Here is a 15,418-nt window from a genome sequence, read left to right on the forward strand (position 1 = left end):
TTAATTTTAAATTTCTGTATTATTTTACTATTGACAAAGAATTTTGTCCATGCTTTATCGGATTTATTTTCTAAGAATAGTAACTTAATAACCTTTAACGATGCAAACTCTTTTCACTAATAATGACGCCATCTTCATCTACATACACATATTCATTTGGCTTCCATTCTACTTGCCCAAATTGCAATGAAATATTTCGTACTCCTTTCCCTTCTTTAACACTTCTATTTGGCATTGTCCCTAACGCTAAAATACCTATGTTTATATTTTTTAGTTCACTAGAATCACGAACATATCCATATACAATAATTCCTGCTAGCTTTCTTTCCTCCGCAATAGCTGCCAAATTATCACCGAGTAACGCACAATTCGTAGATGCTCCGCCATCCACAACTAATACCGTTCCTTCTGGTAATGTTTGCAATCCTTCCTTCACTAGTACATTATCATCCTTCACTTTTACCGTTGCAATTTTCCCGTGGAATTGTTCTTTCTTCCCAAAAGACCGAAAAGATTGGCGACATATTTGCAATTCATTTTCAAACTCATCACATAGATCCGTAGTTTTCCACATCTTTTTCCCTCTTTTCCTTTTACTTTCTATTTAACATATTCTTGGATTATTTTCGTTTCCCTGTCTATTGTTGCGATAATTTGTATATGCAGGAAAAGGACACAAAAACTATTGCCTTAAGAAGCCACCTTTATTATAATCTATTTCACAGATAAATTTCGGAATATTAAAAATTAATTAGGTGAAAAAGGAGGGATTTTATGCAATTACAAACTGAAGTAAAAAAACAACCTAGTAAACGAAAGTTTAAAATGCCTGATGCGTACGTACTACTATTTTTTATTGCTTTACTATGTGCCATAGCTACTTATTTCGTTCCTGCTGGCGAATTTAAAAGAGTTACAAATGGTACTGTTACAACGACAATACCAGGAAGTTACCATTCTGTTCCGCAATCACCGGTAGGATTTGTTTCTTTTTTTACCGCTATTGAAAAAGGAATGACACTTGCTGCTCCTATCATCTTCTTAATTTTATTTACGGGTGGCGCTATTGCGATTCTTGAAAAAACAGGTGCTCTTGACGGTTTAATCTATCATGTTATTAACAAATTTCGTAATCAGCAATTACTTTTCATATGTATTGTCGCCGCACTCTTTTCTATTCTCGGAACGACTGGTATTATCGTTAATTCGGTTATCGGCTTTATCCCCATTGGCATCATCGTGGCACGCACATTAAAATGGGACGCTATCGTTGGCGTAGCAATTATTTATTTAGGCACTTATGCTGGTTTTAATGCCACTATTTTATCTCCCTCACCTTTAGGGATTTCACAAAAAATCGCAGAACTTCCGATGTTTTCGGGAATTGGTTTACGTACGGCAATTTACATCTCTTTTTTATTGGCTACCATTCTATATATTAATTGGTATATAAAACGCTTAAAAAAATCGAATAAAGGAAGCATACTCGGCGACAACTGGTTTCCAAGTAATGCTCTTTCAAGTGGAAAAGAGGCACAGAAAACAGAAGTTCCTTGGACAATACGTCATAAATTAATTTTACTCGTTGCAGCTTTATCATTAATTGCATTTTTAATAGGCGCTTTTCGTCTACATTGGACAGACGCAGAAATGACCGCTACTTTTATTTTCATTGCAATTACAGCGGGAATAATAGGTGGTATGAAAGCAAACGATATCGCTTCTACTTTTCTAGCAGGCTGCCAAAATCTCATATACGGTGCTTTGATCGTCGGAATGGCTCGTTGTATTTCAGTCATTTTAGAACAAGGCAAATTACTTGATACAATAGTTAACCAACTCGCACAGTCTCTTGAAGGACAAAGCCCTGTATTTGGCGTGATCGGTATGTATGTAAGTAGTGCCGCATTACATTTCCTTATTTCATCCGGTACAGGTGAATCTGTTATTTTTATTCCAATATTAGCTCCATTAGCTGATTTCATGCACATTACACGCCAAGTTACAGTACAAGCTGTTATGCTCGGAGAAGGTGTAGTGAACTGCCTCAATCCAACTTCTGGTGTTTTAATGGGCGTACTCGCAGCGAGCGGCATTTCTTACGGAAAATGGATTCGATTTATGGCTCCACTTGCATTCATTTGGTTTGTCATTGGACTTATTTTTCTTATTGTTGGGGTTAATATTGAATGGGGACCGTATTAAAAGACGTGTATTATACTTAATTTGATAAAATATCTATCCTATTCTCCTCTCCAATCCTATAAAAATCATTTATTCTAGTATAGATATAAATAGGGATTGATCATAGTGATCAATCCCTTTTCTCAAAGTAAAATACCTTTAAGTATTTTAGTTCCAAATTTTATTTACCCATTCTGGATGATCAATAAAAGGATTACGATTATGTTGATATTTCGTAAAAATCACTTCATTACGCTTTCGCTCTAAATCATCGACCGGGTCTTGTTCATTCCATTTTAGTAATACGGATAGTTTGCCCATGTATGGGTCTTTATTGTTATTCACCTTTTCATTTAGTTCTAAGTCTACTTCGCCGTTGTCTCCCTCGTAACGAACTGCCATGTAAAATAGCATTCTAGCGATATCTCCTTTTACACTATCACGAGGTTCCCAAGAATCACTATCATATTTACATTCTGTCGCTTCTGAATGATTCACGCCACCATTATCAAAATCCAAATTTCCACGTGAACTATTTACAGATACATCCGTCGCTCTTAAATGATGCAAATCTGTTCCAGGTCCTGCAGTCGTGCCAAAATCACCGTGTGACTTTGCCCAAACATGCTCTCGATTCCAGTTATCAACTCCTGAACCATTCGTAAGTTTCCCTTGCGAACGCCCCGTATATAAGAGTATCACATTATTTTTATTATTCGGATCTTCATCAGTATCTCTAAGCGCTTCCCAAACCGCACTGTATGATAACTTTGTATGATTATCAATAATATTATGAAGTTCCTTCTTTAATTCTAAACCAGTCTTTCCTATTGCATTATTATAATATGTATCGTCATAGCTTTTTACAGTAATCTCTTGTGGTGATACAGAAGCTACTTCACTGTGTATAGTATCTGTGAATGATAGAGATGCAGAACCTAAAATAAAAAATGAAGATAGTGTAACCATAGCAATCTTTGTATTTCGAAACTTCATATACCCATTTCCCCTTTAAAATATAATTTGAAGCTATTAACTAAAACGTGCTTTTTAACCCCCGAAAGCTTTTAAAACCCCATACCCCTTTTCTTTTTATTTACTACAAAACTCTAATGAGTCTGTATCATTTCCACACTTTTGGCTTATCTACTTTTCACAAGGAATATTCCTCTCTAGTAAAGATTGTTAAAATATTCTTTGCAATTTAAAAGTAGTTTAATATTAACTTATAAATTTAAATTTATTTATGCAATAATGCATATTTGATAAATACTTAAAAAACAGTTTGAATAAAAAGCATTCAAAGAAAACCGTGTAAAACAGATACAGTCTAAGACAGAAATAATAAAAACCAAGATGATAGCTCGACTTTTCCTTTTTCCATAACTGTCTTTATTTTTTGTGTAAAATCTTTCTTTCTCTGAATAATACGTACAAAAATAGATTGGATACCATGTAGGCACCAATCTATTTTCATTAAAGAAATTGTGTCAATTCTGAGTTCACAACACGTTGTGCAGTAATGATAACACTTTCAGCTGTTAGCCCATAAACACTATATAGTCCACCAGGTTGATTAGGAACAATTTGAACTTCATATTCAAATGCTTGTCCAAAAGCAGGATGAACTAAACTTAGAGTTGCAAAAGTAGAAGCATTAGAATTCACATTGAAGTTTACCTGTTCAATTAACACTAATGAACCGTCAAGTCTAAAAACTCTAGCTACTCCAGTAAGCGGACCCGCAGTACGGTTAAGGATTTTCACCCTAACTCTATTTGCATTAGCAGGTTGATTTCCTACGTTTTCAATTGGTCCTGTAGTAAGAGCCAAATAACATCACCCCCATTATGTTATTATTATATTCAACGATACGTATTGACGTTATAGTTTAATTGCCTAATTTATTTTAAATAAAAAAGCTTGTTTCTTATATTTTTTATAAGAAACAAGCTTTTCTTTTTCAACTACCATGCCTAAGACAAGTTTATCCGTCTCGAAAACATTTACAGTTACTTGACGTTTATGCTGGGACAGAACTACTACTATTTCCTTTGCATTGAATCTATATATTTTTTAACTACTTCATATACATATTCTTGATTTGCCGCTGCTGTATTTGGATTATATTTCCCGCCGTTTGTTTTATTATTAGATAATACTCGAATCCCTAAAAATGGGACATCATAAGCTTTCGCGATTTGAGCTGCAGCAGCTCCTTCCATTTCTTCTACAGATGTACCGTATTTTGTATGGAACCACTTAATTCTATCCACTTCATTATTCCAAACATCTGCTGAACCAATCGTACCTTCAACTACTTTACCCTTTGTATATTTATCTTTTACTGCATGAGCTGCTGCAAGTAAATCCTTATCTCCTTCGTAGTATCGGATTTTCTCAGCATTTGGATCTTCTCCTGCACTTCCTTCAGAAGCCATTAAATCCATAGATATCCATTTTGTCGGCTCAATTCCTTGATTATCATCCATATTTGTTGTTTTTAATGAACCTATATTTGCAACTTGTTTTCCTAAAACAATATCAAATACATTTAAATTTGGATCGTGTCCACCTGATGTTCCTTGGTTAATAATCGCCTGAGGCTTATATTTTTCAATAGCTACTGCTGTAGCGGCTGCTGTATTTTCCATTCCTTTACCTGTTTTCGCTACGATTACAGGATAATTGTCGACAGTTCCTTTATAAAATACGAAAGTTCCAGACTTTTCTTCTTTCACATTTTTTAACCTTTTTGCAAACTTTTCAGCTTCTATCGGCATTGGACCTTGAATTAAGATTGGTTTTTGATTGCTTTTTGCCTCAACTTGTTTCGGACTCGCATTACATCCCGCAAGTATCGAGAATGACAATGCAACAGTAGTTACTAGGGCAGCACATTTTTTCAACGTATTCTTCTCCATAGATAATCTCCTCTTTCTCTTGTTGTTTTCTATACTCGATGCTTTTGGTCCAAACAAAAAAGTTCTAGAAATTGTAGAAGAATCTCTACTTTCTAGAACTACGGTAGTCAAAGTTAATTAAGCACATGCAAAATTATAGATCGGTAGCGCACATTACATAGAGCGACCGAATACTTTAACCCGTAGTCCAGTTCTTTCATTGGGAACTAGGTAGAAACGCTCGGACCATATTACCGAGTATATACGAGTGATGATGTGTAAAATTATTATATTGGTAATATATCAAACTTTTAGTGTACACGCAATCTAAACATGAACATTTTTATTAAAATTATATTTAATGTTCGTTTTTAAAAGCTTAATTACTTTTTTATCCATTTCAAAGTGAAAAATACCGCAAAAAAACTTATATTCTAAATACTAAACTAAATCCACCTACCGCTAGACTATCGCCTTTCACACGCCCTAGGAAGGAGATTTCTTTCGGATAATACGTTAAAACTATGTACCTCTCTACCTCTCTACCTATTATTTCACCATTATCTTATAAGAATGAAAAAAGGATTGATCATAATAATCAATCCTTTTCATTTTCATCTCTCAAAACTAAATTTCTGCATCTAATAAATTGTGCTCGTAGTCAAAAGAAGCATGGATTCTATGTCCTCCAAATAAATCTCCATCATTATATTCGCAATATATATCATTTTCTCTCATTACAATGTCCATAAGAGTAATAGACTTTTCAAATGTTTCTTTCGTCATATCATATTCTCCTGCGTCTACGGCATCCCAATTTAGTTGTTCATCATGCTCATCATATTCAGGCCAAAAATCATTTTTATACTCAACTAATTCTTCCGCTATAGCGACCTTGGCTTTTTTATCAAATTCCTCTAAACATACATAAAGCTTTTCTGCTCTTTTCATCATTTCATGTACGTGCACACGCTCATTTCTAACATCCAATCCCCAACGTACTTTTCCTTCGTTTTGTTCATATGTATGAAAAGTTTCATTAAAGATAAACATTCCAATCAATTCACTTTTTATTGATTTTTCCATGATTTCATTTCCTTTCTATCTGTGAAAGAGTAACTTTAATTGGCTTGATGGACATGTGACGATCCCCATGCCCATCAAAGATATCCCAAAATTGAATTTTAACCCTGACTTTTTAGAAAAATGAATAGTCAAGATATGTATTTACTTTTGGTTTTCCATAATTTTTTTGTATTATTCTTTATGAAATGAACGAATAAGGCGATTAAAGGAAAAGCTGCTCCAATGAGTAAAGCTACTTCACTATTAATTTTATAATACGTATAACTTCCAATCCACGAACCAAAAGCTCCTCCCAAAAAGAAAATAGTCATATATAATCCATTCAACCTGTTTCTTATCTCCGGACTCAAACTAAAGATAACTTTTTGGCCTAATAATAAATTTCCTGCTACACCAATATCGATGCAAATCCCTGAGATAAGTATTAAAATTACACTAAATAGTGAATGATCTTGAACAAAAAACAATAGTACGACAGATAATAATACGAGTGCCATTGATACATTAGTCATTGTAAATATATAGCCTTTATCTGCGATTTTACCAATAGTAGGAGTTAATAAAGCTCCAGCTATTGCAACAAAGCCAAACAATGCAATTTCATTATTTGAGAAATGTAGCGGCTCTGACCTTAATAAGATTGGAATAACTGTCCAATACAGACTAAATGTTGCGAATAAACATGCATGATAAAAAGCTCGTTGTTGTAACGGCGAAGTATGTATGAGTAGTTTTACCATAGAAGCTATTAAATTTGAATATAACATGTTACTAGCCGATACTACTTCATAATTGGGCAAAAATTTTATAATTATGAGTAATACAACAACTAGGATTATTAATGAAAAAAGAAATACCATTCTCCAACCGAACCATTCAGCTATTCCGATAGATAATGGACGAGCAATCATAATCCCAATCAATAAACCACTCATTACTTTCCCCACATATTTACCTGTCTCTTCAATAGGCACAATCCTCATTGTTAGTGGAACTAACATTTGAGCGGCACAGGCTCCAATGCCAATTACAGTTGTTAATAGTAAAAAAACAATTCCATTTGTCGAAATTAGCGTACCCATTAACGAAAGAATAGTTAGCCCAATAAGAATCCCTATTATTTTCTTACTTTTGAATAAATCTGCCATTGGTACGATAAAAAATAATCCCAATCCATACCCAATTTGCGTCAAAGTAGTGAGCAATCCAGATAAATCAGAGGAGATATTCAAGTCCTTTGCAATGAATTGCACAATTGGTTGTGCATAATAAATATTTGCAACAAGTGATCCACAACTAATTGCCAAAATGAATATTAGAAAATTTGTCTTTTTAGTCAACGTTATCATCCCTTTTTTTCGGAACGCTCATTCCGAAATTATTAAAAAAGAAAGACTATAGTTCTTCAATAGTCTTATCCACTAAATTATAGGCTAGATATTTCTCTTTTTTATATTTAGCCATTATATTAAGGCTATGATTTAAACTTAATAAAGAATATGCAACTAATTCAGTATCAGCCTCTTGTGAAATTTCGTCTTTCTTTTTTCCTTCTTCGATAACTTGCTTAAATACTTTTTCAAGTTCATTAAAATCATTTATGAGTATTTCTTCTATGGCAGGATCAATTTTTCCAATAAGCAGTGAAGAATTTGTTATAATACACCCCTTTGGAATATCATCTGAATAACATTTTTCAATATGTTGATAAAAAAAGGATGTAAGTGATGCTTTCGTGTCTATCCCACTAAAAAGTAAACTTCTCTTTTGAGAGCCATAGTTTTTATACTGTTCTAAAACCAGTTTAAATAATGCATCCTTATCTCCAAAACTATCGTAGAGAGTAGAGCGACTTATGCCCATCGTTTCAATAAGATCTGATATATATGTAGCATCATAACCTTTCTCCCAGAATAAATGCATCGCTTTATTTAAAGCTTGTTCTTTGTTAAAACTAATCTTTCTCCCCATTTAATAACACCTCCTATCATATAATTCAGTATATTTTTTCCGGAACGATAAGTCCAGAAAAATATACTGAAATTAAGTCTTCCGTTAGACGGTACCTTAAATGTCTATATAAAGTGAAACTTTAATTAACCCTCATCAATCGGACTTTTACAGGCAGTTACTCTCCACCTAATTTAGATAAAGGCGTCTTACTACCCGCATGCGGCGAGACAAAATGCGTATCCATCCAATTCACAATGATTTCTTCCAGCTGCGGGTGAAGTGGCTTATCTGCACCTTCCGCATAAATCTTCTTAAATTCCAACGCCTTAAAATCACCCTCAAAATATTTCAAGGTATGATCCATATTTTTTATTACATATACTTCAGAATCACCCTTCACATAATCACCAATTCGCTTCGCTTTTTCAGGATTCGCCTGAAAGTCTTTATCACCAGCAATAGCTAGCACTGGACATGTTACTTGTTGTAAGTCTTTATAGATGTCATGCTGAAAATGCTCTCTAAACCATTTTGCGTTCATCGGTTTAAAACCAACTTTAATCGTATCTTTTTCTGTGTTCATCATTTTCTCTTTTATTTTTTCCATTTGCTTCTCTCCACGTTTCTCTACATTGAGAAGGCGCATTAGTTTTCCTTTTATTCCTTTCTGCTCTTTTAGTTCTTTATATGCAAATTCTCTTTGTCTTTTAGTAGCTTCTTCTAACGATTCCGCAGCTCCTGTAAGAAGTATAAGTCCATTAACTGGTGTTTTTGCGTTGACTACCGTCGCTAACATACAACCTTCACTATGACCAGCTAAAATGATATTTTCCGAATCAACAAATGGCTGTTCTTTTAAATACGTTATCATGGCCTCTATATCACTAACTAAATCCCACATTCCAGTCTTCAGAATTTCTCCGTCACTCTTTCCTACTCCGCGCTTATCAAAGCGGAGCGTCACTACACCCAGCCCCGCTATTACATGCGCTAAATCTTTATATATGTTCGCCTCAAGCTTTAGCGGTACAATCGTTCCATCACGATCAATCTCTCCAGATCCCGCGATAATGACAACAGCCGCATACTTCCCATCAGCTTTTGGCTTTGTAATCGTACCTTGTAAAGTAAACTCACTCTTTATCGCTACTTCATATTCATCAAAAGTCATCATTTTGTCCCCCTATTCTTTTATATCCAATTTGAATTTCAAACTCGCTATTATATTTTTGTACTCTCTTACATCTTTCATCGGAACGAAAACCGGGTTCTCTGCAATACTTTGTAGCATACTTCGCTTTATAATCTCTTCATTTCTAACTGTTTTAGCGCCGAGCGGAAATTCTGCAAACCACCCATCAATCGCATCAAAATAGGAATCACCGTGTAAATGCAGACTATTTACTGTGAAGCTTGCCGCACAAACTGCTACATATTTCCGTAACATTTCTAATGCTCTTTCAAAATTGCCTTGCATACAATATACTTGTGCAGCAGCATAGTATACTTTTAAAGTCATATTAGGATGTAATGTTTCTATTTCATATATATCTATTAACATGAAAGCTCTATTTAAAATTACCTCTACTTTTTCAACGCTTGAGGCATTTACTACTACATAATTCGGTATTGTCGCAACGAGTTGTATTAAATGTTGATACATACTAATTTGCATTATTTCATTTGCCTTTTCAGCATTTCCAAGCATTTGATACGCCTGTGCGATTAAATCTTCCGCTGGGACGTTAGGACGTATCGTTTCGCCAAGCAATTGCAATACTTCATTCGGTTTATTGAGTATAAGATAGCAAGTTGCTTGAAACGATACCGCCTCTTTCACAAGAGAAACATCGTTACTTTCTTCTTGCACTCTGCTAAAGAGATACATTGCCTCTTCTAAAATTTCAATTCTTTTATCCGTATCCTCAGTTAACATATGGTGATTAATAAAAAGTAGTCCCATTTGAAGTAATAACGGAAAACAAGAATAATATTTTTTAATTATTTCTCTGCACTCCATCATTACTTCATCAAACGGTTCTTCACTAAAAGCTTCGGCTAGTCGATGATATAAATTTTTAATATCTTCCTGCTCCATTTGTGGTGTATAACTAATTAGTTCATCAATACTTATGTTAAAGTACGATGCTAATAGTGGTAAAAATGTAATATCCGGATAACTCTGCCCCGTCTCCCATTTGGAAACAGACGCCTTCGTAATACCGATATACGCCGCTAACTCTTCCTGCGTAATTCCCTTTTCTTTTCTCTTATCCGCAATTACTTTATGAATGTTTATCTCCTTCACATCATCACCTCATACTTTTATTATATGCTTTTATTTCAAACAAAATATGGATTTGAAGTCGACTTTCGTTAACAAAATCAACTGCTAGGAAACATTTCTCTAAAATCAAAGGCAGGAACATATTTGATATGTTCCTGCCTTTTTATTGTAGGTTACCGATACATAGCCATCTAGCTAAGATTTTGAAGTGCTTCAAAATCAAATATTTCATCTCATCACAGTTTTCTATGACATTCCAGTGAACAGCTTATTTACATAATTATCGTTATCAGAAGCAATTTTTGTTATGCTATTTATTCTCTTCTGAAATCGTATGTATCTTCAGGAACATTTAATGTATGTCCGTTAATGATCACTGTATTATTGTCTTGCCAAACAATTTTTGCCGTATCCTCTCGGTAATTCCAATACACATTCTTTGTCTTAAAATATTTGCGGTGATTAAATACTAACTCCCCTCTAACAGCAAAACTCGTTGTTGCTCCGCCGTTTGTTACGTAAGCTTTAAATGTATATGTTCCGTCAGGAGATTGTTTTTCAGCAATCTTTTCACCTGTCGGTAGTCGATCCAAACTGAAAAATGCCCAATACACTCCGTATACGAACAAACCAACTATACAAAATAATATAAATAAAGATTTTCGTTTAGTTTTTTTAATTTCTTTCTTTGTAAAATTCATATTTTAGCTCCTATTAATGACTTTCATAGTAATCCACATCCACTAATCATTCTAACCTGAATACACTTTTAAATCTTCTATTGCTATGGCTATAGCATGTTTTTCTGTATCAATTAACGATATTCCTTGTTTAATAGGGGCCCAATACTTATATCCGGAATCCTCAAACCATGCAAAAACTTCTGTATTGAAAAAGCCATCATTTCGTTTAAGGACTTGAACCTTGTATCTTTTGCTTTGAGAAACAATCTCTTTAATGATTTCTTTCATTGACTATCTCCTTCTATCTTTTATCCAGATTGTACCACATTAAGAATATAGATAATGAAAGGTATTTTGATTGCATAAAGTATTCATTTTATGTTTACATAATGTCCTATTATCAGTAGCAATGAAAAAGTATAACCCTGCTCTCACAAGGGCATCTGCTTTTTTAGTTCTATGAACCTATATATTCCTATCCTAACGCGGTTTTAGTGCTCTTGTTTGTTACTGGATTAGCCAAAAAACTGTATAAAATCTTTCATACTCTTAGCGTGGGGGTTTTCAAAAATACTGGCCCCCAACACGTGCTTTCTTATGGATATTTCTTGAACCCTCATTAAAACACTCTCCAGTCCTTTGTCTATCTTTAAGGGTAACTCTGCTTGTTTATTTAAAGTCCTTGTAACGAGGCATTGCACTCCTCCTAAAGCCAAACAAATGATTCAAATTACACGCCTATATTAAACTGAATATCCAATCTTTATCTAGTCTGTAAATAAAAAAGGATAATCAGTCCAATAATAGACTAACTATCCTATAAATCTTTATCTAAATTCAATAAAACTCGAATTTCTTTTCCTATGTATATTTACTTCTTTATCTCACCAAACTGCGCTCTCGTCACTTTCGCTAAGTCATCCACTTTAAGCTCAATTTGGATACCGATTTTCCCGCCGCTTACAATGATCGTTTCAAGCGATTGGGCGCTTTCATCGATACATGTAGAAAACAACTTTTTCATTCCGACTGGTGAACAACCACCGCGAATATATCCTGACACTTTCGTAATATCTTTTACAGGAATCATTTCAATCTTCTTTTCACTAACCGCTTTTGCGGCAGCTTTTAAATTTAGTTCCTCATCTACCGGAATAATAAACACATGATAATTTTTACTATTCCCTTGAGCGATTAATGTTTTATATACTTCTCTCACTTCTCGTCCAATTTTCTCGGCTACTGATACGCCATCAATTTTCCCATCGTCTGGATCATATGACATCATCGAATATTCAATTTTTTCTTTATCTAATATTCGCATCGCATTTGTTTTATCTTTTTTCATAACGTTCTCCTTAAAAGGTTATTTCATATTATTAAGTTTTATTATACACCCTTTTCCATTTCTCCTACATAACTTCACGTATATTTCAAAACTAAAAATATTGATAATTCAAAAATCATCTGATATAATTTGGAAAAACTTATGTTAAGGAGAGATTTGTAATGCGAAATGTTAATACTTCTTTCCAACTTCATCATCATACGTAACGCCGTGTATCCGAAGAAAAATTTTTCTTCGTGGGTACAGGGCTTTTCCTGTTGACCCACGAAGCGTTCATAAAGCTATGTGGGTATTTTTATACCTGCATAGCTTTTTTTAATTTAAAAAAGGAGTGATTATGATGGAAATGAGAAATGTAAAAGGAACGAAAGACTATTTACCAGAAGAACAAGTGCTGCGAAATAAAATTAAAAGAGCTTGTGAAGATACGTTTGAACGATACGGATGCAAACCGTTAGAGACACCAACATTAAATATGTATGAGCTTATGTCATATAAGTACGGCGGTGGCGATGAAATATTAAAAGAAATATATACACTTCAAGATCAAGGAAAACGCGAACTCGCCTTACGCTACGATTTAACTATTCCATTCGCAAAAGTCGTGGCAATGAATCCGAATATCCGCCTTCCTTTTAAACGGTATGAAATTGGGAAAGTATTTCGAGATGGGCCGATTAAACAAGGGAGATTCCGTGAATTCATACAATGCGACGTTGATATAGTCGGCGTTGAGTCGGTCATGGCAGAAGCGGAACTTATGAGCATGGCGTTTGAACTGTTCCGAACGTTAAACTTAGAGGTAACGATCCAATATAATAACCGTAAATTATTAAACGGTATTCTTCAAGCTATTAACATCCCTACTGAAATAACGAGTGACGTCATTTTATCATTAGACAAAATCGAAAAAATTGGGATTGATGGTGTACGAAAAGATGTATTAGAACGCGGAGTTACTGTAGAAATGGCCGATACAATCTGTAATACCGTATTATCTTGTCTACAGCTTACGATTGCTGACTTTAAAGATGCTTTCAATACTCCACTCGTTGCCAGTGGAGTAGACGAATTACAACAATTACAGCAATATTTAATCGCTCTTGGAATAAATGAAAATGCTATATTCAATCCGTTTTTAGCACGCGGACTCACAATGTATACAGGTACCGTATATGAAATCTTTTTAAAAGATGGATCGATTACATCTAGCATCGGTAGCGGCGGTCGTTACGATAACATTATCGGAGCATTCCGTGGTGATAACATAAACTATCCAACAGTCGGTATTTCATTCGGATTAGATGTTATTTATACAGCACTATCACAGAAAGAAACAATATCATCTACAGTGGATGTATTTATCATCCCACTTGGGACAGAATTACAATGCTTACAAATTGCCCAGCAATTACGTTCTACTACTTCCTTAAAAGTCGAACTAGAACTAGCGGGACGCAAATTGAAACGTGCCCTTAATTATGCCAATAAAGAGAATATCCCTTATGTGCTTATTATTGGGGAAGAAGAACTTAGTACAAACACTGTTGTGCTACGGAATATGAAGGAAGGTAGTGAGGTGAAAGTTCCGCTTTCTTCTTTAAATAGTTATTTATAATATGAACCACCCTCGTTTGGGTGGTTTTTCTATTTTATAGATAACGAAACATTAGTTTACATAAAATAATTACAATTAACTAATAACCACAAGTATTTAATATCCAATTACCTATCATCTTTGGTAATATATAGATACGAATGATTTTAGGAGGATTTACTTTGAAAACTTACATACAAGCACTAAAGTGGACTACAGGTATCTCCCACCTTATACTAATTCCTTGTTATTATTTAACTCCAAGATTAGTTGACTTGTATGGGATACCACCGCTTACAGTGATTACTTTACATATCATTACAATACTTTTAGCTAAAAAGGAAGACATGAATACATACCCTCATTTTATAGGCATTATCGTTACTCTAGTTGCATTTTTTCCTTATATAGACATCGTTCTACATATGATAGCAGCCTTTTTCCTTTTCATAGATGCTGCTTCTATGAATACAAAAGAAGTGTATGATTCATAACAGGATAAAATGAAACTTTAATCAGTAGAGTTTTGAAGTTAGTTAGCAAATTGCAAAATCAGCACGCACATTAAGCTTATTGCTAACACCCAAAAAGGATTTACTCAAAAAGTAAATCCTTTTTTAAATTATCCTCCTTACTCCAGACCAATAAAAGAATATTCCGTTTTATTTTTATAAATTTCTAAATATTTACAATATAAATTAATTACCATACATTTTAGTTATGTAAAAAAACTAAGTGTAAAGGAGATGAATTCATGCTAAAAAAATTGATAGTAGGTGCAGTTGTCGCCATTTCATCATTAACTGTGGGATTGGGATCAGTATCAGCTAGTACCGAAAAGGATTATTCGATTACCTCTTTTGAATATGAAACTGTAGATGAAAAGACAGTAGATGCGTTTAACAAGTTTGGTGCTCCATCAAAGGAAGACGTAAAAATAACGTTAGTTCTACCGAAACAAAATCAAAATGGAGACTGGTTATCTTATGGATTTTCGAGCAAAGAAAGTTTAGAGTCTTTTATTAAAAAAGATAAACAAAGGTTGAATCATACAATCACTCCTCTTGGTGTTGGTGGGAGCGGACCTAATAGTACAGACTTCTATGAACACACAAATAAAGGTGGCGAGTATTTTTCTCTTAGTAACGGTTTTAAAAATTTGCCCCCTAGTTGGCAAAATAGAATTTCTTCCGTAAGTACAGCATCCCCTACTGCTAGCTATTCAACAACGCTATGGGAACGTACTTCAACTGAAGGATATGGAAAAGGTGTTGTTTTTAAACACGCTGATTGGTATGGCAAAACTGTAAACTTGAATGACTTCGCAATTTCAGCAGTTGAAGTTAAAAAGTAAAAAACATAGAAATAAAAGGTGTC

At 34.1% G+C, this 15,418-nt stretch carries 16 protein-coding genes and 1 riboswitch; of the genes, 4 read left to right on the forward strand and 12 right to left on the reverse strand.

Going from position 1 to position 15,418, the window contains the following annotated elements; genetic code table 11:
* Positions 1-94: 94 nt before the first annotated feature.
* Entirely contained in the window at positions 95-574 is a 480-nt protein-coding gene (gene rraA, locus AC2CGR_RS11445; RefSeq protein ID WP_071726176.1) for a ribonuclease E activity regulator RraA, read from the reverse strand.
* A 200-nt stretch (positions 575-774) separates the two neighbouring features.
* Here rraA and AC2CGR_RS11450 point away from each other — a divergent pair, with 200 nt between their 5' ends.
* A complete protein-coding gene (locus AC2CGR_RS11450; RefSeq protein ID WP_071726177.1) occupies positions 775-2,205 on the forward strand; it encodes a YfcC family protein in 1,431 nt (476 codons plus the stop codon).
* A 147-nt stretch (positions 2,206-2,352) separates the two neighbouring features.
* On the opposite strand, the gene AC2CGR_RS11455 is transcribed toward AC2CGR_RS11450, so the two are convergent.
* The 11 genes from AC2CGR_RS11455 to ybaK all read right to left on the reverse strand — a co-directional run bounded on the left by AC2CGR_RS11455 (position 2,353) and on the right by ybaK (position 12,444).
* A complete protein-coding gene (locus tag AC2CGR_RS11455) occupies positions 2,353-3,180 on the reverse strand; it encodes an endonuclease I family protein (RefSeq protein WP_071726178.1) in 828 nt (275 codons plus the stop codon).
* A 480-nt stretch (positions 3,181-3,660) separates the two neighbouring features.
* The gene (locus AC2CGR_RS11460; protein WP_001968922.1) at positions 3,661-4,017 is read right to left on the reverse strand and encodes a hypothetical protein; all 357 of its coding nucleotides are present in this window, start codon (positions 4,015-4,017) and stop codon (positions 3,661-3,663) included.
* 212 nt (positions 4,018-4,229) lie between these two features.
* Positions 4,230-5,108 carry a 5'-methylthioadenosine/S-adenosylhomocysteine nucleosidase gene (locus AC2CGR_RS11465; RefSeq protein ID WP_087967683.1) on the reverse strand — a complete coding sequence of 293 codons (879 nt, stop codon included), beginning with the start codon at positions 5,106-5,108 and terminating at the stop codon, positions 4,230-4,232.
* A gap of 163 nt (positions 5,109-5,271) precedes the next feature.
* Positions 5,272-5,375: riboswitch (purine riboswitch) on the reverse strand.
* A 339-nt stretch (positions 5,376-5,714) separates the two neighbouring features.
* Positions 5,715-6,173 (reverse strand): DUF2262 domain-containing protein, encoded by a 459-nt coding sequence (locus tag AC2CGR_RS11470; protein ID WP_484480837.1) that lies wholly within the window; start codon positions 6,171-6,173, stop codon positions 5,715-5,717.
* A 128-nt stretch (positions 6,174-6,301) separates the two neighbouring features.
* Positions 6,302-7,522, reverse strand: coding sequence for an MFS transporter (locus AC2CGR_RS11475; protein WP_087967679.1), 1,221 nt, complete (start codon positions 7,520-7,522; stop codon positions 6,302-6,304).
* A gap of 46 nt (positions 7,523-7,568) precedes the next feature.
* On the reverse strand, positions 7,569-8,144 hold the full coding sequence (locus AC2CGR_RS11480; RefSeq protein WP_071726182.1) for a TetR/AcrR family transcriptional regulator: 576 nt from the start codon (positions 8,142-8,144) through the stop codon (positions 7,569-7,571).
* Between the two features lie 157 nt (positions 8,145-8,301).
* Positions 8,302-9,297, reverse strand: coding sequence for an alpha/beta hydrolase family protein (locus AC2CGR_RS11485; RefSeq protein ID WP_084644680.1), 996 nt, complete (start codon positions 9,295-9,297; stop codon positions 8,302-8,304).
* A 12-nt stretch (positions 9,298-9,309) separates the two neighbouring features.
* On the reverse strand, positions 9,310-10,434 hold the full coding sequence (locus AC2CGR_RS11490) for a helix-turn-helix domain-containing protein (RefSeq protein WP_071726184.1): 1,125 nt from the start codon (positions 10,432-10,434) through the stop codon (positions 9,310-9,312).
* Between the two features lie 293 nt (positions 10,435-10,727).
* A complete protein-coding gene (locus AC2CGR_RS11495) occupies positions 10,728-11,114 on the reverse strand; it encodes a DUF5412 domain-containing protein (protein ID WP_087967675.1) in 387 nt (128 codons plus the stop codon).
* Between the two features lie 51 nt (positions 11,115-11,165).
* Entirely contained in the window at positions 11,166-11,384 is a 219-nt protein-coding gene (locus AC2CGR_RS11500) for a hypothetical protein (RefSeq protein ID WP_087967673.1), read from the reverse strand.
* Positions 11,385-11,967: 583 nt separating this feature from the next.
* Complete coding sequence (ybaK, locus tag AC2CGR_RS11505) at positions 11,968-12,444, reverse strand: Cys-tRNA(Pro) deacylase (RefSeq protein ID WP_131100229.1); 477 nt, start codon at positions 12,442-12,444, stop codon at positions 11,968-11,970.
* Between the two features lie 340 nt (positions 12,445-12,784).
* Between ybaK and AC2CGR_RS11510 the strand changes: the two genes are divergently transcribed.
* The 3 genes from AC2CGR_RS11510 (at position 12,785) to AC2CGR_RS11520 (ending at position 15,395) form a co-directional block, all read left to right on the forward strand.
* Positions 12,785-14,062, forward strand: coding sequence for a histidine--tRNA ligase (locus AC2CGR_RS11510; protein WP_131100233.1), 1,278 nt, complete (start codon positions 12,785-12,787; stop codon positions 14,060-14,062).
* A gap of 161 nt (positions 14,063-14,223) precedes the next feature.
* Positions 14,224-14,535 (forward strand): hypothetical protein, encoded by a 312-nt coding sequence (locus AC2CGR_RS11515; RefSeq protein WP_087967666.1) that lies wholly within the window; start codon positions 14,224-14,226, stop codon positions 14,533-14,535.
* Positions 14,536-14,795: 260 nt separating this feature from the next.
* Entirely contained in the window at positions 14,796-15,395 is a 600-nt protein-coding gene (locus AC2CGR_RS11520) for a hypothetical protein (protein WP_131100235.1), read from the forward strand.
* The last annotated feature ends 23 nt before the right edge of the window (positions 15,396-15,418 follow it).

It is taken from the genome of Bacillus sp. LSHTCR4 (assembly GCF_057197025.1).

Coding starts and splice junctions, on each gene's coding strand:
- rraA (WP_071726176.1), bottom strand. CDS start 574: ATGTGGAAAACTACGGATCTATGTGATGAGTTTGAAAATGAATTGCAA.
- AC2CGR_RS11450 (WP_071726177.1), top strand. CDS start 775: ATGCAATTACAAACTGAAGTAAAAAAACAACCTAGTAAACGAAAGTTT.
- AC2CGR_RS11455 (WP_071726178.1), bottom strand. CDS start 3,180: ATGAAGTTTCGAAATACAAAGATTGCTATGGTTACACTATCTTCATTT.
- AC2CGR_RS11465 (WP_087967683.1), bottom strand. CDS start 5,108: ATGGAGAAGAATACGTTGAAAAAATGTGCTGCCCTAGTAACTACTGTT.
- AC2CGR_RS11470 (WP_484480837.1), bottom strand. CDS start 6,173: ATGGAAAAATCAATAAAAAGTGAATTGATTGGAATGTTTATCTTTAAT.
- AC2CGR_RS11475 (WP_087967679.1), bottom strand. CDS start 7,522: ATGATAACGTTGACTAAAAAGACAAATTTTCTAATATTCATTTTGGCA.
- AC2CGR_RS11480 (WP_071726182.1), bottom strand. CDS start 8,144: ATGGGGAGAAAGATTAGTTTTAACAAAGAACAAGCTTTAAATAAAGCG.
- AC2CGR_RS11485 (WP_084644680.1), bottom strand. CDS start 9,297: ATGACTTTTGATGAATATGAAGTAGCGATAAAGAGTGAGTTTACTTTA.
- AC2CGR_RS11495 (WP_087967675.1), bottom strand. CDS start 11,114: ATGAATTTTACAAAGAAAGAAATTAAAAAAACTAAACGAAAATCTTTA.
- AC2CGR_RS11500 (WP_087967673.1), bottom strand. CDS start 11,384: ATGAAAGAAATCATTAAAGAGATTGTTTCTCAAAGCAAAAGATACAAG.
- ybaK (WP_131100229.1), bottom strand. CDS start 12,444: ATGAAAAAAGATAAAACAAATGCGATGCGAATATTAGATAAAGAAAAA.
- AC2CGR_RS11510 (WP_131100233.1), top strand. CDS start 12,785: ATGGAAATGAGAAATGTAAAAGGAACGAAAGACTATTTACCAGAAGAA.
- AC2CGR_RS11520 (WP_131100235.1), top strand. CDS start 14,796: ATGCTAAAAAAATTGATAGTAGGTGCAGTTGTCGCCATTTCATCATTA.